Annotated in this window: 17 protein-coding genes and 1 pseudogene; 8 read left to right on the forward strand and 10 right to left on the reverse strand. The window is 67.3% G+C overall.

What is annotated here, in order from left to right:
* The 7 genes and pseudogenes from BJF89_RS07665 to BJF89_RS07690 form a co-directional block, all read right to left on the reverse strand.
* Window positions 1-442: pseudogene (locus BJF89_RS07665) on the reverse strand (HNH endonuclease); the annotation flags it as partial.
* A gap of 156 nt (window positions 443-598) precedes the next feature.
* Window positions 599-841 (reverse strand): mycoredoxin, encoded by a 243-nt coding sequence (locus tag BJF89_RS07670; protein ID WP_075813759.1) that lies wholly within the window; start codon window positions 839-841, stop codon window positions 599-601.
* A gap of 9 nt (window positions 842-850) precedes the next feature.
* Window positions 851-1,117, reverse strand: coding sequence for a hypothetical protein (locus tag BJF89_RS19980; protein WP_369803673.1), 267 nt, complete (start codon window positions 1,115-1,117; stop codon window positions 851-853).
* Window positions 1,042-1,506 carry a dihydrofolate reductase gene (locus BJF89_RS19985; RefSeq protein WP_369803675.1) on the reverse strand — a complete coding sequence of 155 codons (465 nt, stop codon included), beginning with the start codon at window positions 1,504-1,506 and terminating at the stop codon, window positions 1,042-1,044. Before BJF89_RS19985 ends, BJF89_RS19980 begins: the two co-directional genes overlap by 76 nt.
* Before the next feature lie 29 nt (window positions 1,507-1,535).
* Complete coding sequence (locus BJF89_RS07680; RefSeq protein WP_075813760.1) at window positions 1,536-2,348, reverse strand: thymidylate synthase; 813 nt, start codon at window positions 2,346-2,348, stop codon at window positions 1,536-1,538.
* Window positions 2,349-2,391: 43 nt separating this feature from the next.
* Window positions 2,392-3,663, reverse strand: a complete 1,272-nt coding sequence (locus BJF89_RS07685; RefSeq protein WP_083650568.1) for a phosphatidylserine/phosphatidylglycerophosphate/cardiolipin synthase family protein — start codon at window positions 3,661-3,663, stop codon at window positions 2,392-2,394.
* Between the two features lie 25 nt (window positions 3,664-3,688).
* Window positions 3,689-4,456 carry a 3'(2'),5'-bisphosphate nucleotidase CysQ gene (locus tag BJF89_RS07690; RefSeq protein ID WP_075813762.1) on the reverse strand — a complete coding sequence of 256 codons (768 nt, stop codon included), beginning with the start codon at window positions 4,454-4,456 and terminating at the stop codon, window positions 3,689-3,691.
* Between the two features lie 201 nt (window positions 4,457-4,657).
* Between BJF89_RS07690 and BJF89_RS07695 the strand changes: the two genes are divergently transcribed.
* From BJF89_RS07695 to BJF89_RS07720, 6 genes are read left to right on the forward strand one after another with little or no spacing between them, the layout of a single operon-like run.
* On the forward strand, window positions 4,658-6,715 hold the full coding sequence (locus BJF89_RS07695) for a hypothetical protein (RefSeq protein WP_075813764.1): 2,058 nt from the start codon (window positions 4,658-4,660) through the stop codon (window positions 6,713-6,715).
* Window positions 6,712-7,740, forward strand: coding sequence for a hypothetical protein (locus BJF89_RS07700; protein WP_075813766.1), 1,029 nt, complete (start codon window positions 6,712-6,714; stop codon window positions 7,738-7,740). Before BJF89_RS07695 ends, BJF89_RS07700 begins: the two co-directional genes overlap by 4 nt.
* Window positions 7,740-8,201, forward strand: a complete 462-nt coding sequence (locus tag BJF89_RS07705) for a hypothetical protein (protein WP_139311936.1) — start codon at window positions 7,740-7,742, stop codon at window positions 8,199-8,201. The genes BJF89_RS07700 and BJF89_RS07705 overlap by 1 nt, the downstream gene beginning before the upstream one ends.
* Complete coding sequence (locus BJF89_RS07710) at window positions 8,198-9,625, forward strand: glycosyltransferase (RefSeq protein WP_075813770.1); 1,428 nt, start codon at window positions 8,198-8,200, stop codon at window positions 9,623-9,625. The genes BJF89_RS07705 and BJF89_RS07710 overlap by 4 nt, the downstream gene beginning before the upstream one ends.
* Before the next feature lie 4 nt (window positions 9,626-9,629).
* Window positions 9,630-11,381: a hypothetical protein gene (locus tag BJF89_RS07715; RefSeq protein WP_255372530.1), complete on the forward strand. Its 1,752-nt coding sequence runs from the start codon at window positions 9,630-9,632 to the stop codon at window positions 11,379-11,381.
* 43 nt (window positions 11,382-11,424) lie between these two features.
* The gene (locus BJF89_RS07720; protein WP_075813772.1) at window positions 11,425-16,254 is read left to right on the forward strand and encodes a DEAD/DEAH box helicase; all 4,830 of its coding nucleotides are present in this window, start codon (window positions 11,425-11,427) and stop codon (window positions 16,252-16,254) included.
* Window positions 16,255-16,266: 12 nt separating this feature from the next.
* On the opposite strand, the gene BJF89_RS07725 is transcribed toward BJF89_RS07720, so the two are convergent.
* Genes BJF89_RS07725 through BJF89_RS07735 form a run of 3 tightly spaced genes read right to left on the reverse strand, consistent with a single transcriptional unit; the run spans window position 16,267 to window position 18,323 of the window.
* On the reverse strand, window positions 16,267-16,866 hold the full coding sequence (locus BJF89_RS07725) for a GNAT family N-acetyltransferase (protein WP_075813774.1): 600 nt from the start codon (window positions 16,864-16,866) through the stop codon (window positions 16,267-16,269).
* The gene (locus BJF89_RS07730) at window positions 16,863-17,954 is read right to left on the reverse strand and encodes an alpha/beta hydrolase (RefSeq protein ID WP_075813776.1); all 1,092 of its coding nucleotides are present in this window, start codon (window positions 17,952-17,954) and stop codon (window positions 16,863-16,865) included. The genes BJF89_RS07725 and BJF89_RS07730 overlap by 4 nt, the downstream gene beginning before the upstream one ends.
* A gap of 3 nt (window positions 17,955-17,957) precedes the next feature.
* On the reverse strand, window positions 17,958-18,323 hold the full coding sequence (locus BJF89_RS07735) for a phasin family protein (protein ID WP_075813778.1): 366 nt from the start codon (window positions 18,321-18,323) through the stop codon (window positions 17,958-17,960).
* A gap of 313 nt (window positions 18,324-18,636) precedes the next feature.
* Here BJF89_RS07735 and BJF89_RS07740 point away from each other — a divergent pair, with 313 nt between their 5' ends.
* The gene (locus BJF89_RS07740; RefSeq protein WP_075813780.1) at window positions 18,637-19,434 is read left to right on the forward strand and encodes an alpha/beta fold hydrolase; all 798 of its coding nucleotides are present in this window, start codon (window positions 18,637-18,639) and stop codon (window positions 19,432-19,434) included.
* A complete protein-coding gene (locus BJF89_RS07745; protein WP_075813782.1) occupies window positions 19,431-20,297 on the forward strand; it encodes an alpha/beta fold hydrolase in 867 nt (288 codons plus the stop codon). The genes BJF89_RS07740 and BJF89_RS07745 overlap by 4 nt, the downstream gene beginning before the upstream one ends.
* Window positions 20,298-20,363 lie beyond the last annotated feature (66 nt).

Consider the following 20,363-nt stretch of genomic DNA (forward strand, 5'->3'; position numbering starts at 1 on the left):
GGCGGGTCAACGACACCGCACCGGCCTCTTGGGTCTCGGTGTCCTGCACGATCAGTGGGGCCACCCGGCACAGCACCTCGTCGGTGACATCGGCCAGGGCGGTGTGGCAGGTGATACCGGTGCTCTGAACCCAGTCGGCCACGCCCAGGGCGACAGCGGCATCGACGGCATCGGCGGTGGTGGGTATCTGCGCCCCGGTGGTGGCCAGGGCGCGGGTGTGCCGGTTGATCCGGGTCCAGATCGCATCCAGGTGGTCGACCGAATAGCGCCCGTCGGCACGGAACGAGTGGAACAGGTCGGGCATGCGTGCGGCCAGGTCGGCGGCGTGGGTGTAGCGGTGGGCTTCACGCGGTGTTCTGCGTCGTACGGCCACGGCGAAGCGGGTGGCCAGGGTGGTGTAGGACTCGCCGGTGGTGGGTTCGGTGGTGTAGCTGCTGGTCATGGTGTCCCCTCCTTGGATACGAACACTATATCGCACAGGGAGGACACCAAAACCAGGAACGAACAATAAATAGAACAAACGTTCGATGATGTTCTACACCGGAGAGACCGCGTGCATTCGAGGACTCGTCCGGTGCCGCGATCCGCGCGGAGCGGGTTAGCCCAGCTCCTTCAGCTTCGCCCGCACGTCATCGGCCGGCGGGTTGGTCGCGTAGGTGCCGTCGGAGTACTTGACGGTCGGGACGACCCGGTTGCCGTCGTTGACGGACTTCACCCACTCGCCGGCCTCGGGATTCTGCTCGACGTCGATGCGCTCGTACGGGGTGTCCGTGGCATCCAGGTCGGCGGTCAGACGCTGGCAGAAGGGGCACCAGGTGGTGGTGTACAGGGTGACAGACAATGCAAACTCCTAGGAATGGTTTTTCGGGGACGTGGTGGCCGTGTATTCGCAGATCCGGTAACGCAGCGGGTCCTCACCGGTCAGGGCGGTGCCCTTCTCTGAATTCAACCAGGGGCCGTCCGAGACGGTGAACGAGCCGTCCTGAAGTGTCGCACGCATGTCGGGAGCGACCACCCGGAACCGCTCGGGGGCACCGCAGGCTATTTCGGTGACGACCACACGGTCGGCGACCGGCAGGCACTGCCGGTAGATTTCGCCGCCTCCGAGAATCCACACCGTCGGTACTCCGTCGGCGTCCCGTTCCGCGGCGATCCGGTGTGCCGCAGCCACAGCCTCCGGGATCGAGGCGCACACGGTCCCACCCGGGGCGCGTAGGAGGAGTTGCGGGTGATCACCACGTTGTCGCGCCCGGGGAGGGGACGGAACCGGGGGTCCAGCGCCTCCCAGGAGATCCTGCCCATCACCACGGGAGCTCCCACGGTGGAGTTCTTGAAGTGCTCGAGGTCCTCAGGCAGGTACCAGGGCATGTCGGATCCGTCGCCGATGACCCCGTCGCTGGTCTGGGCCCAGATCATGGCGATCTCGACATCGTCGGGCAGTCCGGCGTCGCGCAGGTCGCGACGGGACAGGGCGGCACTCGTGGAGGTGCTCGGGGTGTCACTCATGGTGTTCTCTGTGATCTCCGTGTTCTGTGTCATACAGCCACAGGGGCTTTGATGCCCGGGTGGGGGTCATAGTCATTCACGGAAATGTCGTCGAAGGTGTAGCTGAACATGTCCGCGGCCTTGGTCAGGGACAGCGTCGGGTAGGGACGGGCCTCCCGGTCAAGCTGCCGACGTACCTGGTCGACGTGGTTGTCGTAGATATGGCAGTCACCGCCGGTCCAGATGAACTCACCGACTTCCAGGCCCGCCTGCTGGGCGAACATGTGGGTCAGGATCGAGTAGCTGGCGATGTTGAACGGCACGCCGAGGAACATGTCTGCACTGCGCTGGTAGAGCTGGCATGAGAGCTTCCCGTCGGCGACGTAGAGCTGGAACAGCAGGTGGCAGGGCGGGAGTGCCATATTGTCGAGTTCAGAGACATTCCAGGCGGAGACGATATTGCGCCGGGAGTCCGGGTTCGAGGTGAGTGTCTCGAGAGCGGCGGCGATCTGGTCGACGTGGCGGCCGTCCGGGGTAGGCCAGCTGCGCCACTGGACACCGTAGATCGGCCCCAGGTCGCCGTTGCCGTCAGCCCACTCGTCCCAGATACTCACACCGTGCTCGTGGAGCCAGGCCACGTTCGAGTCCCCGCGCAGGAACCACAGCAGCTCACCCACGACAGACTTGAGGTGCACCTTTTTCGTGGTGATCAGGGGGAACCCGGCGGAGAGGTCATAACGGATCTGACGGCCGAACAGGCTACGGGTGCCGGTGCCGGTGCGGTCGCCCTTCGCCGTGCCGTCGGCGAGGATCTCGGCCAGGAGATCCTCGTAAGGTGTGGGGATGGAGGACGTTGAGCTCATGGGTTCCAGAATAGGGTCATGGAGGTGTCCGCGACCACCTGGGTCACAACACCTTCCGGAGCGGCATCAGCGCGATCTCCGCCACGCGTGACAACGGGTGCTCGTCGCGCCAGGATGTGGAGTTCACGGTCTCACAGTGTTCGATGTCTGCGGTGAAGACCTTCTCCATCGTCGCCGCGAAATCCTTGTCGGTGACCTCGACATTCGTCTCGTAGTTGAAGGACAGTGACAGACGGTCGATGTTCGCGGTCCCGACGGTGGACCACTCTCCGTCGATGGTGGCGGTCTTCGCGTGGATCATCGTCGCGGCGTAGAGGTGCAGCGTGATGCCGTGTTCCAGAAGTTCGCCGTAGAATCCTCGGCTCACCCAGTCGGCGATCATGTGGTTGGACTCCTTGGGCACCATGAGGCGCACGTCCACGCCCCGGTCTGCGGCACGGTACAGGGCCTGCAGGATCTGCTGGTCCGGGATGAAGTAGGGGGTGGTGATCCAGATATGGTCCCGGGCGCGTTCGATCGCGGTGAGGTACATGTTCCTCAACGGGTAGACCAGCTGTACCGGCAGGTTCGCCACCACCTGGATCCGGGAGTCCCAGCTGTCGGGAGCGGTCCAGGGGATGTCGCCACCCTCCGGCCACTTCTGGTTCCAGACCCGGGTCACCGCATTGCGGAGTCCCCACGTCTTCGGTCCGACCTGCCGGACGTGCGTGTCGCGCCAGTGCCCGGCGAACTGTGAGCCGATGTTGTAGCCGCCGATGAACCCGGTCTCGTCATCGACGACGAGGATCTTGGAGTGGTTGACGCCGGTGGTGCGTATCGGTGCGGTCCACAGTTTGCGGGTGACGAAGGGAAGCCGGGCGACATGCACCTTGTCGGAGAAGTTCCGGTAGAAGGACCGCGGGACCACCAGGTTCCCGAATCCGTCGTAGATCACGTACACGTCCACACCCCGGTCGGCGGCGGCGTTGAGGGCCTTGATGAACCGCAGGCCACCCTCATCGTTCTTCCACAGGTAGTTCTGCATGAGGATGATCTCCTCGGCGCTGTCGATCGCCTCGATCATGTCGTCGTAGAGGGTCCGACCGTCGGTGTAGACGGTCATCTCGGAGTCGCCGACGGTCGTCGAGAACGTGCCGGGCCGGGGTGCGGTACGTTCCCTGCGCCCCCGCCGCTGGATAAGGTCGGCCGTGAGCGCGGGAAGCGCGGCCGCGGCCGCCAGACCCGCGGTACCTGCGACGGCGAGGCCACCGTAGGCGGCCAGGGAAGGAGAGTTCGTCCGGTCCGTGTGACCGCGGGAGGTGCGCAGGATGCTCATCGCACCGAGTCTAACGACGGAGGCGCTACACGGTGGTGTACGAGCCGTGCTTCGCGGAGAACTCTGCGGCCGCGGCCAGAATGTCGTCGGCGACGTCCGGCCGGCAGATCAGCAGATCGGGGAGGTAGGTGTCCTCGTTGTTGTAGACCAGCGGGGATCCGTCGAGGCGGCTGCAGTGCAGGCCCGCGGCCTGGCACACACCGACGGGTGCGGCGTTGTCCCATTCATACTGTCCGCCGGCGTGGATGTAGGCGTCATTGTCGCCGAGCAGGACGCTGATGGCCTTGGCGCCACAGGATCCCATCGTCGTCAGCTCCGCGCCGAGTGTCTCTGCGACATAGGGGGCCACGTCCGGGGTGCTGTTCCTGGAAATCACGAAACGGTTCGTCGGCGCGCCGAGCACGGCGCGGGATTCCGCGGAGGTGAATACCTGCCCCAGGTCGGGCATCCCGACGGCGGAGACGGTCACCGTCCCCTGCACGGCCAGGGCGATGTGGACCGCCCAGTCCTGACGGACACCCGCGTATTCGCGGGTTCCGTCGAGCGGGTCGATGATCCAGACGCGGTCACGGTCGAGCCGGGACAGGTCGTCGGTCGCCTCCTCGGAGAGGACCGCGTCGTCCGGACGGTGCAGCGCAAGGGCCCGGGCGATCCAGTCCTGGGCGATCGCGTCACCGGCGGCCCCCAGGTCGCCGCCCCGGAGTAGCCCGACGTTCCGGACCCCCTTGAGGATCTCTCCGGTGCCCTGGGCAAGGCGACCCGCAAGGGTCTCGTCGTCGATGAAGCGCGTCATGGCGCCCCATTGTAATCGCAGCGACCGGGACCGACAGCGATTAGACAGCGATTGGACGGTGATTGGACGGACCGTGGGGCGGGTCAGGGGTGTCCCGGGGGTGAGTGCCGCGACGGAGGCGCTGCCTTATTTTGACCGTAAATTGTTATTGTCATCCTACATTTCCGCTCTGGTTCCACCACTGACCCTGGGGAAGAACGCATGGTACCTCACTGCCACACCTCTCATCCGTCCCACAGAACACTGGTTCTCGGTGCACTGCTGTCCGCGGGCGTCCTCGGGGCCCTGCACGCACCGTTTGCCCCGTCCGCCGCGGCAGCGACAGACCCCGTCCTGTCGTTGGAGGACCTCGGTGCACCGGAGCAGGTTGATCTGGCGGGCCCGACCGCGACGACGATGACGACCTCGTTGTCCGTGCCTGTGCCGGACGGTCTGGTACCGGAATCCTTGCGCGGCGTCGTCGACGTTCCGGTCGCCTTCCGGGACGGTGCCATTGACCTGCTGCAGGATGGTGTGAGCATCGGACGGGGCACTCTCGACCCGGCGGAGTCCGTCAGCACCGGCGACGGGGCGGTACCGGTCGACATACCGCTGCAGGATGCCGTGGTCGCTCCAGGCGGACTCGGGAAGGGCGGGACTCTCGACCTGGACCTGCGGACAACGTTCACCCCGCTCGACGACGGGTGGTGCCATGATCCCCTCGACGCGGTGACCGCCCGTCTCCGGGATGCCTCGGTGCGCTTCACCGGTGAGACCAGGGCCCCGGAGACCCTTGCAGAGGCACTTCCACCGGTGCTGCGTGAACTTACCGTCGCCGTCCCCGACGGCGACGAAGTGACGTCCGCGGCATTGGAGACGGTCACCACCGTCCTGTCCCGTTACCGCGGTCAGCTTCCGGAGGTGAGGGTGGTGGCGCTCGACGATGACAGGAGGCCCGGGACGGATCCCGATTTCAGTCGACGTATCGAGATACCCGGAGATGACGGACGTGGGGTTACCCTGGAGGACCCCGGTACGTCGGACGCCAGAATCGTCCTGCACGGCACCGGCGACGACCTGATGGACCAGGTGCGTCTCCTCGGTGACGACGCAGCGGCACTGCTCGACTCCACGAGCGCCCACGCCGAGGGCGGCGAGGAGGTCGCCGTGGAGCTTCCTCCGTCGGGGCAGACGGTCAGCGAACTCGGCGGCATCGTGCTCGACGGTTCCGGATACGGGAGTGCCGACGTCTCCTTCGGGATCGACCAGGGGGACCTGGGACGGCTCTCCGAGTCGGTGACGGTGCACCTCACCGGCAGCTACACCCCGACGCCGGCGGACACCGGCGGGGACGTGGCAGTCGCAGTCAACGGAACCGTCGTCGACCGGTTCGCCGCGGACACGGGAGGCGCCTTCGACCGGGACGTCACGGTCCCTGATGACGTGCTCGACCGCTACAACGAGTTCACCGTCACCCTGAGCGCAGCGGGGCTGCCCGGCTGCGGGACCGCCTCTCCGCTGACGTTGCGGGTCGACGGCAGCAGCGTGGTCACCTCGGACCCGGCCGATTCGCCCACGAGGTTGACCACGGGCTTCCGCGCCGTCCCCCAGGCGTTGCTCCCGGAGGTGGACGTGGTTCTGGGATCGTCGGACGTCGCCGACGTGAACCGCGCCGCGCAGGTCCTCGCCCGTGTCCAGTCAGTGACCCCGGCAAGGATCCGGCCGGTGGTCGCCGCCCCCGGTACGGACACGGACCGGCCGCTGCTCATCGTGGACGCCGACGGCTCGCTGGTGCCTGAGAGCTACGGTGACCTTGACCTCCCGGTCCGCCTCGACGGCACCATGCTGAATGTGCAGGACACAGGCGGCGCCGGTTCGGCGGAAGCGGTGGCGACCGACACCGTCTTCGGCGCACTGCAGACCACCTGGGACACCACGAACGGCAGGATGGTCCTGGTCGCGTCCTCCACCGACCGTCCTGAGCTCCTCGACCGGCTCATCACCTCCCTGTCGGCGGACCGGGGTGCAGGTTTCGCCGAGCTCCGTGGGACGGCCGTCGTCCAGCAGGTCGACGGGCCGCCGACCGAAATCGGGGTCCCCGGGCCCGGTGGAGAAGGAGGATCCGCCGACGACGGGGACGAGGGGGTGTTCGGCGGGATCTCCGCCGTGGGGGTCACCGTCGGCATTGTCGGGGTCGTCGCCGCTGTCGGGGCGCTGTTCCTCGGTATCGTCTGGTCCGGCAGACGGGCTCAGAAACGAGCTGAGGACGGGCTTCGGTGACGCTGTGGGCGCGGCGGGGGTTCCTCGCCGTCCTGGTGTTCCTCGGGTACGGCATGGTCGTGGCGCGGTCGCTGACCGACGTGTCCGCCGGGTCCGCGTCCTATGTGCTCACCGTGGCCCTGATGGTGCTTGCCGGGGTCGCCGGTGTACGGATGCAGCGACGTGCGGTTCTGCCGATCCATGACCGGGAGGTCGACTGGATCATCGGACTGCTGGCGATGCTCATGGCCGTCAGTGTCGACGCACTGCTGGTCCCGCGCCTGGTGGAATGGCTCTACCTGCTCCGTCTCGATGTCCTTGCGCTGGTCCTGTTCATGTTCGGTGCCGTGACACTGCTCCTGGGCTCCCGCGCGGCGTTACGGTACGGCCCGGTGTGGGTCTCGCTCGCCCTGGTGAATGCCCCGGTGTCCCTGGTGGTGACCCTGTTGACCGGCGGCGGGTGGGCCGGTGCCTCCTACGCGACCGTATTCGGGATCACCGTGACCGTCTTCCTGGTCAGCTCCGCCCGCGTCCGGACCCGTCTGGCGACCACCGCAGCCAGTGCAGTGGTCGGTGCCGTCCTCACGGCGGCGGTGGTGGGGCCGGTCGCGGACCATAACCTGGTCGGGACGCTCCCCGCCGCCGTCAACCAGGTGATTGCCCTGCTGCCCGGTGTCGTCGGAGGGCTGGCGGCAACAAGGGTGATCGCCGTGCTCCGACGTCGGCGGGGGACGGCTCCGGCAGTCCCCGGCGAGACGCCGGTCATCGCGGCACGTCTGGCGCTCGTGCCGGTGGCTGCCGTCGTCCTCGCACTGGTGCTGGTGCCCACGCCGGCGTATCCATCGCCGGTGATCAACCAGGTGCCGCCGACGCCACCGGTGCGGGGCGGTGGGGAAAAAGTCCCTGAAGGTTGGGCGGAGATCGGTCGGGAGTCGTATCCGTGGGTGGAGAACTACTTCGGGGCGGGATCAACACTGACCCGCCAGCCTTGCAGGCCACCACGGTGGTCGGTGAGTGGGACGTGCAGGGCAGGACGCGGGAGGTGATGGTCGACTCCTTGACCACCACGGGGTCGTTCCGGACCAGGATCTTCGGAGACGAGTCGCTGTACACCACGGTCGGTGGCCGGCGCTCGGAGATGCGACAGGTCGACCTGGGGCACGGCGTGGTCGGCTCGATGTACACCGTGCTCGACGACGAGAAGTACCTCACCTACACCAAGTTGCGCGTGTACTGGGACCTGCCGGACGGCGTCGGGGACGAGGGCGTGGAGGGGTTCTCCGTCATCGCGGTCGACGATCACCGTCCCGGTGCCCAGTTCCCTGTCCTGACCCGCAACCTCGGCGGCCTTGCCACGCGCGTGGTCGAGGTGCTGCTCCGGGGCGGCACCGTGACCGAAGACCCCACGGCGACGTTCAACGACAGCAACGACGGTGACGTGGTCGTCACCGTGGGACGCAGCATCGTCGACGGACGGTGGGCTCAGACGGGCGGCGAGACGCGATGACCACTCCCGGACAGGACCTCAGCCGTCGGGCGTTGCACGATGCCGTCCACGGCCTGCGCGAACGGACCCCGGAACTGTCGGCCGCCGTGGCGTTCACCGGACGCCAGAAGGTCTTCTTCCTCTTCCTCGGCATCATCGTGCTGGCCGGTGTGGCCCTCTGGCCGGGAACGGTGCCGGTACTGCTCAGCGGCGCTGGTATCGCCTGGTACGCGATGAGTCTCATCGATCGGTTCGTCATGTTCCGTCGTGGGCTCAGGGTGGACGCCATCCTGCAGGTCAGTGACGAGGAGGCGTACTCCGTACCGGAGGAGGATCTCCCCGGGTACACCGTTCTAGTGCCCGCGTACGGGGAGCCGGAGGTGGTCGGCCAGCTGCTGGCGTCCATGCGGGCGATGGACTACCCGGCCGGGAAACTCCAGGTGCTGTTGCTGCTGGAGGAGGACGACACGCCCACCATCGAGGCCGCACACGCCGCCGGCGTCTCCGACGTCGCGACGGTCATCGAGGTCCCGGCGGCGGAACCCCGGACAAAGCCGAAGGCCTGCAACTACGGGCTGCATTTTGCGACCGGGGACATCGTGACGATCTACGACGCGGAGGACACCCCCGACCCGTTGCAGCTCCGCAGGGTCGTGGCCGCATTCCGTCGTCTCGAGCCGTCGGTGGTGTGTCTGCAGGCCCGGTTGAGTTTCCGCAACGCCCGGCAGAATCTGCTGACGGCGTGGTTCACCATCGAATACGACGTCTGGTTCAAGCTGATGCTGCCCGGCATCATGCGTATGCGGGCACCGGTGCCCCTCGGCGGGACGTCCAACCACTTCAAGATCCGTCATCTCCGGGAGCTCGGGGCGTGGGACCCCTACAACGTCACCGAGGACGCCGACCTCGGTGTGCGCATCGCCGCCCACGGGTACAAGACGGCCGTCCTGGACTCGGAGACGGGGGAGGAGGCCAACAGTGACACCATCAACTGGTTGCGTCAACGTTCCCGCTGGTACAAGGGCTACCTGCAGACGTGGCTGGTCTACATGCGTCGCCCGGTCTGGTTCGTCCGGGAGATCGGCGTCGTCCCCGCCGTGCGGTTCACCCTGCTCGTCGCGTCGACGCCGTTGCTGGCGATCCTCAACCTGGTGTTCTGGTACCTGTTCATCGTGTGGATCATGGGGCAGCCCGAGCAGGTCGCGGCACTGTTCCCGCCGGTGGTGTTCTACCCGGCGGTGATGTGCCTGGTGTTCGGTAACGCCTTGTCGATCTACATGAACCTGGTCGGCGTGCGCGAGGGACGCGACCCGGTGCTCGTCTTCGCGGTCATGCTGTATCCGCTGTACTGGCTGTTGATGAGTATCGCGGCGGCGAAGGGACTCTGGCAGTTGATCTTCCGGCCGTCCTACTGGGAGAAGACCGCCCACGGACTGGAGGAGTGAGCCGGTGTCGACCCAGACCAGATCCCAGACCAGATCCCAGACCAGATCCCAGACCAGGACCCCGTTCCGGCCCCGTTTCCGGGTGCGCCGACCTGACCGGCACATCAACCGGACGACCGCGCTGGTGGTCTACGGACTTGCCGCCCTGCTCTACCTGGCGGCCGGGATCATCCTGTCGGCACAGGGAATCTTCTTCGGGGACGCGCTGAGCCGGCTGCAGACCGCTGAGTCGGTGTTCTTCAGTGACCGTCCGGCACTGGCCAACATCGGCTTCGTCTTCACCCCGTTGACGACCCTGGCCGAGCTTCCCCTGGCTGTGTTGTCGCCGCTGCTGCCTGCCCTGACGGCATCGGCACTGGCGGCGACGGCGGTCTCCGCGTTGTTCATGGCCGGGGCGGTGCGGCAGGTCTGGCTGGTCGGCAAGGACGGCGGGGTCAGCACCGTCTTCCTGGTGACGGTGACGGTCCTCTTCGCCACGAACCCGATGATCGTGCTCTACGGCGCCAACGGTATGAGTGAGGCACCGTTCCTGTTCACCTGCGCCTGGGCCACCCGGCGGATGATGCGGTTCGCCCGGACCGACGACGTGCACGACCTCATGGCGTCGGGGCTGGGCCTGTCGCTGGCGTTCCTGGCCCGGTACGAGGCACTTGCCGCGGCCGGGGCGGGAGCGCTGGTGGTAGCCGGACTGGCCCTGGTGCGGGGCCGTGAGCAGGGCAGAAGGATGCAATGGGAGCGTGCGGTCACCGACGCGGTCGTGTTCCTCTTCCCGGTCATCCTGGCGTCCGCCGTCTGGTTCTTCACGTCGTGGCTGACCACCGGCACCGCCGTGGCCCAGTTCAGCGGCACCTACGGTAACGCGGCCATCATCGAGAGCACCGGTGGCGGCGCGGGCGGGGGAACGGTCGCTGCGTTGACGCGGATCCTCCTGCTCGCGCCGGGCCTGCCGATCCTCGTTGTCGCGGCGGTCGTCCTGGCGCGCAGACGACACTCCCCGGGGCTGTTCCCGCCGTTGGTGGTGCTCGGATCGGTACTGGGGTTCCAGGTGTTCACCGCGGCGGCCGGTGCGACCTTCGGCCTGCTGAGGTTCTTCATCGTGGCGGTCCTGCTGGCCACGATGCTGTCGCTGCTGGTGCCCCTGACCGTCGGTGAGCTACGCAGCAGCCGGCCCGGCCGTTTCCCGTGGGACGGCGGCACGGCACTGCCGCTGTACCGGCCGCGGGTGACCACGGCGGCGACGTTGGTGCTGCTTCTGGCGGGAACCGTCAGCACCACGGTGACGATGACAGACCGTCGGTGGGCTCCGCAGGAGTACGCGCTCGCGGCGGCGACCCCGCTCGCCTCCCGGCTGGACGGCGCGGACCTCGACGAACGGCGGGCGGTGCTGCGCACGTACCGCACCGAGCGGCACCTGGCGGAGTTCCTCGACGCCAGAGACCTCGCAGCAGGGAGCGTGCTGCTGGACACCACGTTCGGCTTCCCGGTCCCGCTGTTCTCCGAGCGGCCGTCAACATTCGTCATCCCGTCCGACCCTGATTTCGTCACCTCGCTGGACGACCCGTACGCCCACGGAGTGCGCTACATACTCGCCGTCCCGCCGGACGGCCGTGGTTCCCGGGACGCGGTGAATCTGCGCTATCCGACGTTCTACGACAACGGGTCAGGAGTGGCGACTCTTGACCTCGAGATCGTCAACGACGGGGCCGGGCAGCCCGATTTCCGCCTGTACCGCGTGCGGGAGACACCGGTGGAGTGACGGGGACGGTTCCATGTCCGGCACGCGTGGTTGACTGGTGGGCATGACCGATCCCCTTGACCGTTTCTCGACGCCGGTGGCCTCCTGGTTCCGCGAGGTCTTCACCGAGCCGACGGTGGTGCAGTCGCAGGCGTGGGACGCGATCAGCCGGGGTGACAATGCTCTCGTCGTCGCCCCGACCGGGTCAGGGAAGACGTTGGCGGCGTTCCTCTGGGCGTTGTCACGGCTCAGCTCGGAAGGGTTGATGAAAGACCGGCAGGACGGGAACACCGGTACCCGGGTGCTCTATATCTCGCCGTTGAAGGCCCTCGGCGTGGACGTCGAACGCAACCTACAGGTCCCGCTGGCAGGGATCGCGCGGACGGCGACGGCCACGGGCACGGACATCGCACCCGTGCGTGTCGGGGTGCGGTCGGGGGACACTCCCCAGGCGGAGCGGGCGAAACTGCTCCGTAGCCCGCCGGATGTGCTGATCACCACGCCGGAGTCGCTGTACCTCATGCTCACCTCGAAAGCGGCGGGCACGTTGCGGGACGTGGACACCGTGATCATCGACGAGGTGCACGCGGTCGCAGGCACGAAGCGGGGCACGCACCTGGCGCTCAGCCTGGAACGTCTGGAGCAGCTCAGCGACATCGGTGTCCAACGCATCGGACTGTCGGCCACGGTGAACCCGGTCGACACCGTCGCCGCCTTCCTCGGCGGCGACCGCCCGGTGACGGTGGTGAACCCTCCCACACAGAAACTGTGGGACGTGCGGGTGCGCAGTGTGGTCGAGGATTTCCGGGACCCGCCTGCGGTGGAGGATGTGTCGGCGGCCGCCGGGGACACTGACGGCGCGGACGACGTTCCCGTCGACGAGGCACTGCTCGGACCGTCCCTGATCGGTGAGGGCGTCGGTGGTGTCACCGAGGTGGGCAGTGGCAGCCGGGTCGCCTCCGGCGTGGACCGCGAATCGGCCCTGCCGCAGCAGAAGTCCGTGTGGCCGCATGTGCAGCGTGCGATCTACGGGCAGGTGATGGACAACCGCTCCACACTGGTGTTCGTCAATGCCCGGCGTACTGCAGAACGGCTCACCGGGGCCCTCAACGAAATGTGGGCGGAGGAGCACGATCCGGAGTCGTTGGCGGCGCCGACCCGCCGCGACCCGGCGCAGCTGATGGCCCAGTCCGGTGCGGTTCCAGGGGCTCCGCAGGTCATCGCCCGCGCGCACCACGGGTCGGTGTCCAAGGACGAACGTGCCGACATCGAGGCGGCGCTGAAGGACGGGTCGCTGCGATGCGTGGTGGCGACGTCGTCCCTGGAGCTCGGCATCGACATGGGGCTGGTCGACCATGTCGTCCAGGTCGGCGCACCACCGAGTGTCTCCTCGGCGGTGCAGCGGTGCGGGCGCGCCGGGCACTCCGTGGGGGCGGTGTCCCGGGCCACGATCTACCCGCTGCACCGTCAGGATGCTGAGGTGGCGACGGTGATCGTCGACCGGATGCTCGCCGGTGACCTTGAACCTCTCCAGGTCGTGTCCAATGCGTTGGACGTGCTCGCCCAGCAGACCGTTGCGGTGGCGGCCCAGGCCGCCGCCGTCGGCGGAGGAGACGGCACAGTGGACGTCGAGGACTGGTTCAGGACCGTCCGGCGTGCCCATCCGTACGCGGCGCTGCCCCGTGAGGCCTTCGACGGCGTTGTCGAGCTGGTGAGCGGACGGTACCCCTCGACCGATTTCGCCGAACTGCGTCCCAAGGTCATCTATGACGCCGCCACCGGGCACTTCGAGGCACGCCCGGGGGCACAACGCACCGCGGTCACCTCCGGCGGGACGATACCTGACCGCGGACTGTTCGGGGTCTTCCTCCCGGCGGACGGCGACGGCGGGGCGAACACCGGCGGACGACGAGTGGGCGAGCTGGACGAGGAGATGGTCTACGAGTCACGCGTGGGGGACGTCTTCACCCTGGGGGCGTCCTCATGGCGGATCGCCGAGATCACCCGGGACCAGGTCATCGTCACCCCGGCCGCCGGACACACCGGTCGGCTCCCGTTCTGGGTCGGTGACGCCGAGGGACGTCCCGCCGAACTCGCCCCGGTGATCGGGGCGGCGCGCCGGGCATGGGGACGGGCCGTCGACGGGGATCTCAGGGGAGCCGACTTCCTCGACGACAACACCCGGGTCAACCTCGACGACTTCTACTCCGGACAACGGGAGGCCACCCAGGTCGTCCCCGATGAACGCACGATCCTCATCGAACGGTTCCACGACGAGGTCGGCGACTGGAGGGTCGTCGTGCACACCCCCTGGGGTCGGTCGGTGAATGCACCGTGGGCGTTGGCGATCGGGGCGTCCCTGTCCAGGAGGTCCGGCATCGACGCCATGGCCGTCGCCGGGGACGACGGCATCGTTCTCCGCCTGCCCTACACCGAGGACGCCCCCGGCACGGAACTGCTCACCGGTGGTGGCACCGGCGCTGACACGGCACCGGTCGTCGCCGAGGTGACGGAGTCGGTCGGTTCGTCGGCGCTGTTCGCCGGCCGTTTCCGCGAATGCGCGGCGAGGGCACTGCTGCTTCCGCGGCGTAACCCGGGCAAACGTCAGCCGTTGTGGCAGCAGCGCCAACGCGCCGCCCAACTGCTGGACGTGGCACGACCACATCCTGAGTTCCCGATCATGGTGGAGACCATGCGCGAGTGCCTTCGTGACGTCTACGACCTCCCTGCGCTGGAGAAGGTCGTCGCCGCGGTGGGCACCAGGTCGATGCGTGTCGCCGAGATCACCACAGACACTCCGTCGCCTTTCGCCGAGTCCCTGTTGTTCAGCTACACCGGAGCATTCCTGTACGAGGGTGACTCCGCCGAACGGGCCGCGGCGCTGACCGTGGACCCGGCACTCCTCGCCGCGGTCCTCGGGGCCAGGGGAGAAGGCCTCGTCCTGGACCCGGACGTCGTCACCGAGGTCGTGGAGTCATTGCAGTGGCTGTCCGAGGGGCGGCGTGCCCGCAGCGCCGAGCAGGTCGTGGACATGCTCCGCGCCCTGGGGCCGCTGGCGCCGGAGGAGGTGGCACGGCGTACCGAGGATCCGCACGGCGCCGTGGTGCCGGAGGTGCAGGCCATGATCCCCCGCCGGATCTGTGAGGTGAAGGTCGGTGGCGTACTGCGCTGGGCAGTGGTGGAGGACATCACCCTGCTCCGCGACGGCCTGGGGATCCCCGTACCCCCCGGGGTCGCCGTAGCCCGTGAGATCGTCGCCGATGCCGTCGACCAGCTCGTCCTGCGGTGGGCCCGGACCCACGGGCCATTCACCGCCACCGACATCGCCGACGAATTCGGCCTGGGAGTGGCCACCGCGGACTCCCTGGCGAAACGCTGGGTCAGCGGCCGACGGTTGGAGTCGCACAGCGGTGAGGACGGCGACCAGTACGTCGACGCCGGGGTCCTGCGCCGACTCCGGGCCGCCACCCTGGCGAAGGCACGCGGAGCCCTTGAACCGGTGAGCGTGCAGACCTACGCCGCGGTACTGGCGGACTGGCACGGCCTGGGTGCCGGTGAGCGGGAGGACCTGCCGGCGGTCATCGAGCAACTCGCCGGAGTTGCGCTCCCCGCGAGCGCCTGGGAAACCGTGGTGCTGCCGTCCCGGGTCCCCGACTACCGGACAGGTGACCTGGACGACCTCATCGCCTCCGGGGAGGTCCTCGTTGTCGGTGCGGGGGCGACCTCGGCGACCGACCCACGGATCATGCTGCTACCTGCAGACCTGGCGCCCCTGCTCATCGACGGCGTGGACGGGCCGGAGGATGCGGATGAGCCGGACGCGTCGGGGCCCGTTGCGAGACTGGTGCGTGACCGGGTCAGTGGAGGAGGTGCGTTCCTCGCCTCTGAGATCGAACGGGGGTTGTCCGCGGGGGAGACCACGCAGTCCCAACACACGCACAGTCACGACGCCGTCGACTCCGCCATCTGGGAACTCTTCGACGCAGGACAGCTCATGCCCGACTCCTTCGCCCCGGTCCGCGCACGGCTGGCAGGAACCGGCATCACCGACCGTGCCGGGAGCGGTGCGCACAAGGCGCCCCGTCGGAACCGGGGGCGCGGCACCACGCGGCGACTCCGGATGGGGCGGAGTACCTTCGCCCAGACCGTGGCGTCCGAGGAGGTGCGGTCCCGTCGGGCGGCGATGAACGCACACTCAGGCGTGCCAGGCCGCTGGTCGCAGGTCCCGGCGACGGCGGGGGCTGCGGCTGACCGTGCGATCGCCACCGGTGAAGCCTGGTTGGACCGGTATGCGGTGGTGACCCGAGGCGCGGTGATGTCGGAGCATACCGAGGGTGGCTTTGCCGCCGCCTACCGGATGTTGACTGCCTGGGAAGATAACGGCACCGTCCTGCGCGGGTACATCGTCGACGGACTGGGCGGGGCACAGTTCGCCTCCCGCGAGGTCATCGACCAGCTGCGTCGTGTCGAGGAGAATGCCGGTGCCGGGGCAGAGAGGGCGGCCGGCCCGGTGCTGCTGGCGGCGTCGGACCCCGCGAACCCCTACGGCGCGGCCGTGCCGTGGCCCGAACTTCCCACTGAGGATGCGCCGCGGCCCACCCGTGGTGCCGGTGCACTGGTCGTCCTCCGTGAGGGACGTCTTCTGGCGCACCTGACCCGCGGTGGAAGGACCGTCACCGTCTTCACCAGACCGGCTCTGGCCGATGAGCCGGTGTCACCGGATCCGGGCGACGTGGCCGCCGTCGTCGCGGTGTTGTCGGATGCGGTACAGGCCGGACGGCTGTCTCCGGTGACCGTCGAACGCATCAACGGTACGGATGTGATGGGCGCCGCCACCGGGCCCTGGACGGAGGCCGGGGCGCGTCTGACACCGAAAGGGCTCGTGGTGCGGTGATATGCAGGTGCCTCACTCCACGCTGTCCATGCCGAACGCCGCGTGCCGGGCTGCGACGGATTCCACGTCGTGGCTCATGATCAGCAGGTCATGGAGATTGCCGTCGTGGTCGGCGACATGGCGGTGGAGCATCGCCTCGGGACGGAAGCCGAGTTCCTCGAAGATCGCCACGGCACCGGTCTGGCTGAGTGTCATCCCCGCGGTCAGTTTCGTCAGGCCCCTGTCGAGAGCCTGTGCGAAGCAGTCCTGGATGAGCGTGCGGCCCAGCCCCAGGCCGCGGGCGGACGGGGAAATGAGGATACGGAGGTCGCCGACATGACTCGACCAGCCCAGGGAATCAGTGGCGATGGCGGTGCAGCCCACCATCTCACCGCCACGACGGGCGACGAGGCTGACCATGCTTCCCTTGTCCAGTGCACGCATCCATGCGTCGATGACCTTGGGATGGTTCAGGTCCCGCGGCACGAAGATCAGGTCCTCCGGAGGGAGTGCTGCCACGAAGGTGACCAGCTCATCGCGGTCGGCACTGGTCATCTCGTCGATCTGGACCGCCGTGCCCCGACAGTCGACGGTACGGGGGTAAGAGCGGGTGCTCCGGGTAGTCGTACTCACAGGGAACGTCCTTCCAGCCAGGAATCCAGGGCGGGCCACATACGTTTGATCGCGTTCTTTCCTGCGGCGATGCTCACGTGACCGCCCGGGAGGATGATCTCGGTCTTGTCTTCACTGCCGGCACGTTCAACCAGAGGTTGTGCGCAGGCGGGGGGAACGATGTGGTCGTACTTGGCGACCACATGGAGGAGCGGGACGGTGATTCTGCTGAGATCGACCAGGGTGCCGCCTATACGTAACGTGCCCTTGTAGAGGCTGTTCTTGCGCAGCAGCTCCTCCGTCATCTGGCGGAAGTAGCCGCTGGGCAGCGGGAGGGTCTCGTTTCCCCACCGCTCCATCATCCGGAAACCCTTCACGTACTCGTCGTTCCAGAGGTTGTCCCACAACCTCACCTGGCCTGCGAGTCGACTGGCGGGACGGAGCGCATCGAAGCCGCTGGCGACCACGCTGGCCGGGATGATCGCATTCCGTTCGAGGAATGTCTCGAGGTTGAACGCGTCCTCGGCGATCATCGACCGGAAGAGCTCCATATGGTCGAAGTTGACGGGGGTCGTGAAGCACACGAGGTTCTTCACCCGGGGGTCCTCGGTCACCGCCATGTACACCGTCGAGAGCATGCCGCCGGCACAGTACCCGACGAGACTGACGTCCTCCTCGCCGGAGTCCTCCTGGACATGCCGGATGCAGTCCGGGATGAAGTCCAGTGCGTAGTCGTCGATCGTCAGTGAACTCTCGTTGGCGTTGGGCGCATGCCAGTCGATCATGTAGACGTCGTAACCACGGGTCAGGAGAAACTCCACGAGGCTCTGGCCCGGGGCGAGATCGAGGATGAAACCTTTGTTGGTGGGTGCCATGACGATCAGTAGCGGAACCCGGTACACCTCATCTGTCACCGGGGTGTAGTGGGACAGCTCCATGGTCCCGCGGCGGTGCAGCACGGTTCTGGGCGTACGGCCCACCATCGGAGGCGGAGCCCCCAGAAGCTCCATTCCCTTGAGCCCGCGTTGGACCGACCGTTCGACCTCAGTGCGCATCCGTTCGGTGAGTTCGCTGATCGCGGGTGATGCTGGTGCGGTCTGTGTAGCCATCGTTCATTCTTTCTCGGCAGTGGCGTCGGCGCTGGGCGGGCGCCTGGTCCGGGACGGCCTGGGGACGGAGTCCCGGGACGCCTGGTTGCGTTGCAAGGTGTCGATCTTCTCGTTGATGATGTCGAGCTTCTCGGAGAGCGCGTTGATGTCCTTGCGGGTGGGGAGGTTCGCGGTATGCAGGTAGGTTTCGAGTGCCTGCTCGAAGGACTGCTGCATGCCCTCGGTCGCTGCCATCATCTGCTGCATCGAGCGGACGGTTTCCGGGTCCTTCATGCTTTCGGTGGCTCTGGAGTTGAAGTCCTTCTCCATGTTGGTCACCGCGTCGCGCCACATCTTCATGGGGTCAGGGAACAGGGAATTTGATTCCATCAGGCAGCCTCCTCGACGTGTGCCTTCAGTGTCGTGCTCCCTCTGCCTGTGTGAGGCGGGACAGTCGGCTAGTCGTTCACTGTGGAAAATCATTAGCGTTTGGGACGTTTAGTACTCTAGTGCATGGCGGGGGTTCCTCCTACTTGCCGTGTCACGAAAGGGGAGGAGGGGGTGGTTTTATCGGGAGGGGCGCCGGGATCCGCGGGTTTGTTTGACGGGGAAACTTGCGGACCCGGCGTGTTGCCGATATCGTGTTGCAGACCATATGGGTGACTCAGGTCACACATAACTGTCATGGAGTAGGGAGAATGCGATGTCGGAAGAGAAAGTGACCTCGTTCGGGTACGCGAAACCGAGCAGGGCGCTCCTGTGGACTGAGGGAAGCCGCGCCGTTGCGGATACATTCTGTTTCTGGAGTGCCCTTCCGTTCGTCGGTTCTGCGCCTCGGGGTGACGGCCAGGAGGTGCTGGTGATTCCGGGGCTGTCGGCCAGTGACATCTCGCTGCAGGCCATGCGTGCCGTCATCTCCTCCCGCGGGTACTCGGCTAACGCGTGGGGGCTGGGGATGAACATCGGCCCGACGCGTCGAATCGTCTCCGGGCTGGAAGACAAGCTGGATAAGCTCTACGAGCGTCAGGGGCGCCCGGTGAGCCTGGTCGGCTGGAGTCTGGGAGGGATCCTCGCCCGTGAGGTCGCCAAGCGCCACCCGGACAAGGTACGCAACGTCGTGTCGTTGGGGAGCCCCCTGCTCATCGAGAACGCTGACGGCGACTCGCTTCCCACACATGCGACGGCGCTGTTTGAGGCACTCCAACCCTGGCACACGGACTTCCTCGACACCCGTGACTGGCGGGACGAGGGGGCGCTGACCGTACCGGCCACCTCCGTGTACTCGAAGTTCGACGGCATCGTCCCCTGGCAGGCCTGCGTCGACACCGAGGGGCCGCAGCGGGAGAACATCGAGGTCTCTGCAAGCCACATGGGTATGGGGATGAACCCGCACGTGATATCGATCGTGCTTGACAGGTTGCGCCAACCGGAGGGGGCCTGGCAGCCCTACCGGGCGCAGGACACCACCCGGACGATGGTGCTCGAAGGTCACGCCGCATGAGCGTGGAGACCGCCGAGTGCAGTGACGTCCGGATTGCCTACGAGACGTTCGGGTCGAGAGAGAATCCGCCCGTTCTGCTCATCATGGGGCTCGCCACCCAGATGCTGGCCTGGAACGAGAGTTTCTGTACTCAACTGGCGGACCGGGGATTCCGGGTCATCCGTTTCGACAACCGTGACATCGGGCTCTCCACGCACATGAGTGATGCGGGGGTGCCTGACCTGACCGGCGCTACCCCGTTGAAGGCCCCGTACCTGCTCAGCGACATGGCAGAGGATGCCGTCGGTCTGCTCGACGCGCTCGAGATCGACCGGGCGCATATCGTGGGCGCTTCGATGGGCGGGATGATCGCGCAGGAACTCGTGATCAACCACCCCGGGAGGGTGCTGAGCCTGACGTCCATCTTCTCGACCACGTCCCCGGACGTCGGGCCTCCGACCCCGGAAGCGAATGCCGTTCTCTGGATGCCGCCGGCCAAGACGCCGGACGATGCGGTGACAAGGGCGCTGCGCGTCTACCGGGTCATCGGGTCACCGGACTTCCCGTTCGACGAAGAGCGACTGAGCGCGGTCGCGCGTGAGGCCTTCTCCCGTGAAACGGACCCCATGGGCGTGGCCAGGCAACTCGCCGCGATCCAGGCATCGGGTGACCGCGCCGGTCGGCTGGGGTCGGTGACAGTTCCGACTCTGGTGATTCACGGTGACCGGGACCCGTTGGTGCAGCCGGAGGGCGGCGTCGCCACCCGCGACGCCATCGAAGGAGCCCGGTTGCTCACGTTCCCCGGCATGGGGCATGACCTCTGCCGGGAGGTGTGGACGCCGATTATCGACGCCATCGAGGAGAATGCCGCAGCCGCAGTCTGAGGCGGGTCCGACAAGAGCGCAACCCCGGGTGGGTGTTTCCGACGAATTGCACCACCCGGGTACTAC

The organism is Corynebacterium sp. CNJ-954 (genome assembly GCF_001942345.1).
Lineage (GTDB): Bacteria > Actinomycetota > Actinomycetes > Mycobacteriales > Mycobacteriaceae > Corynebacterium.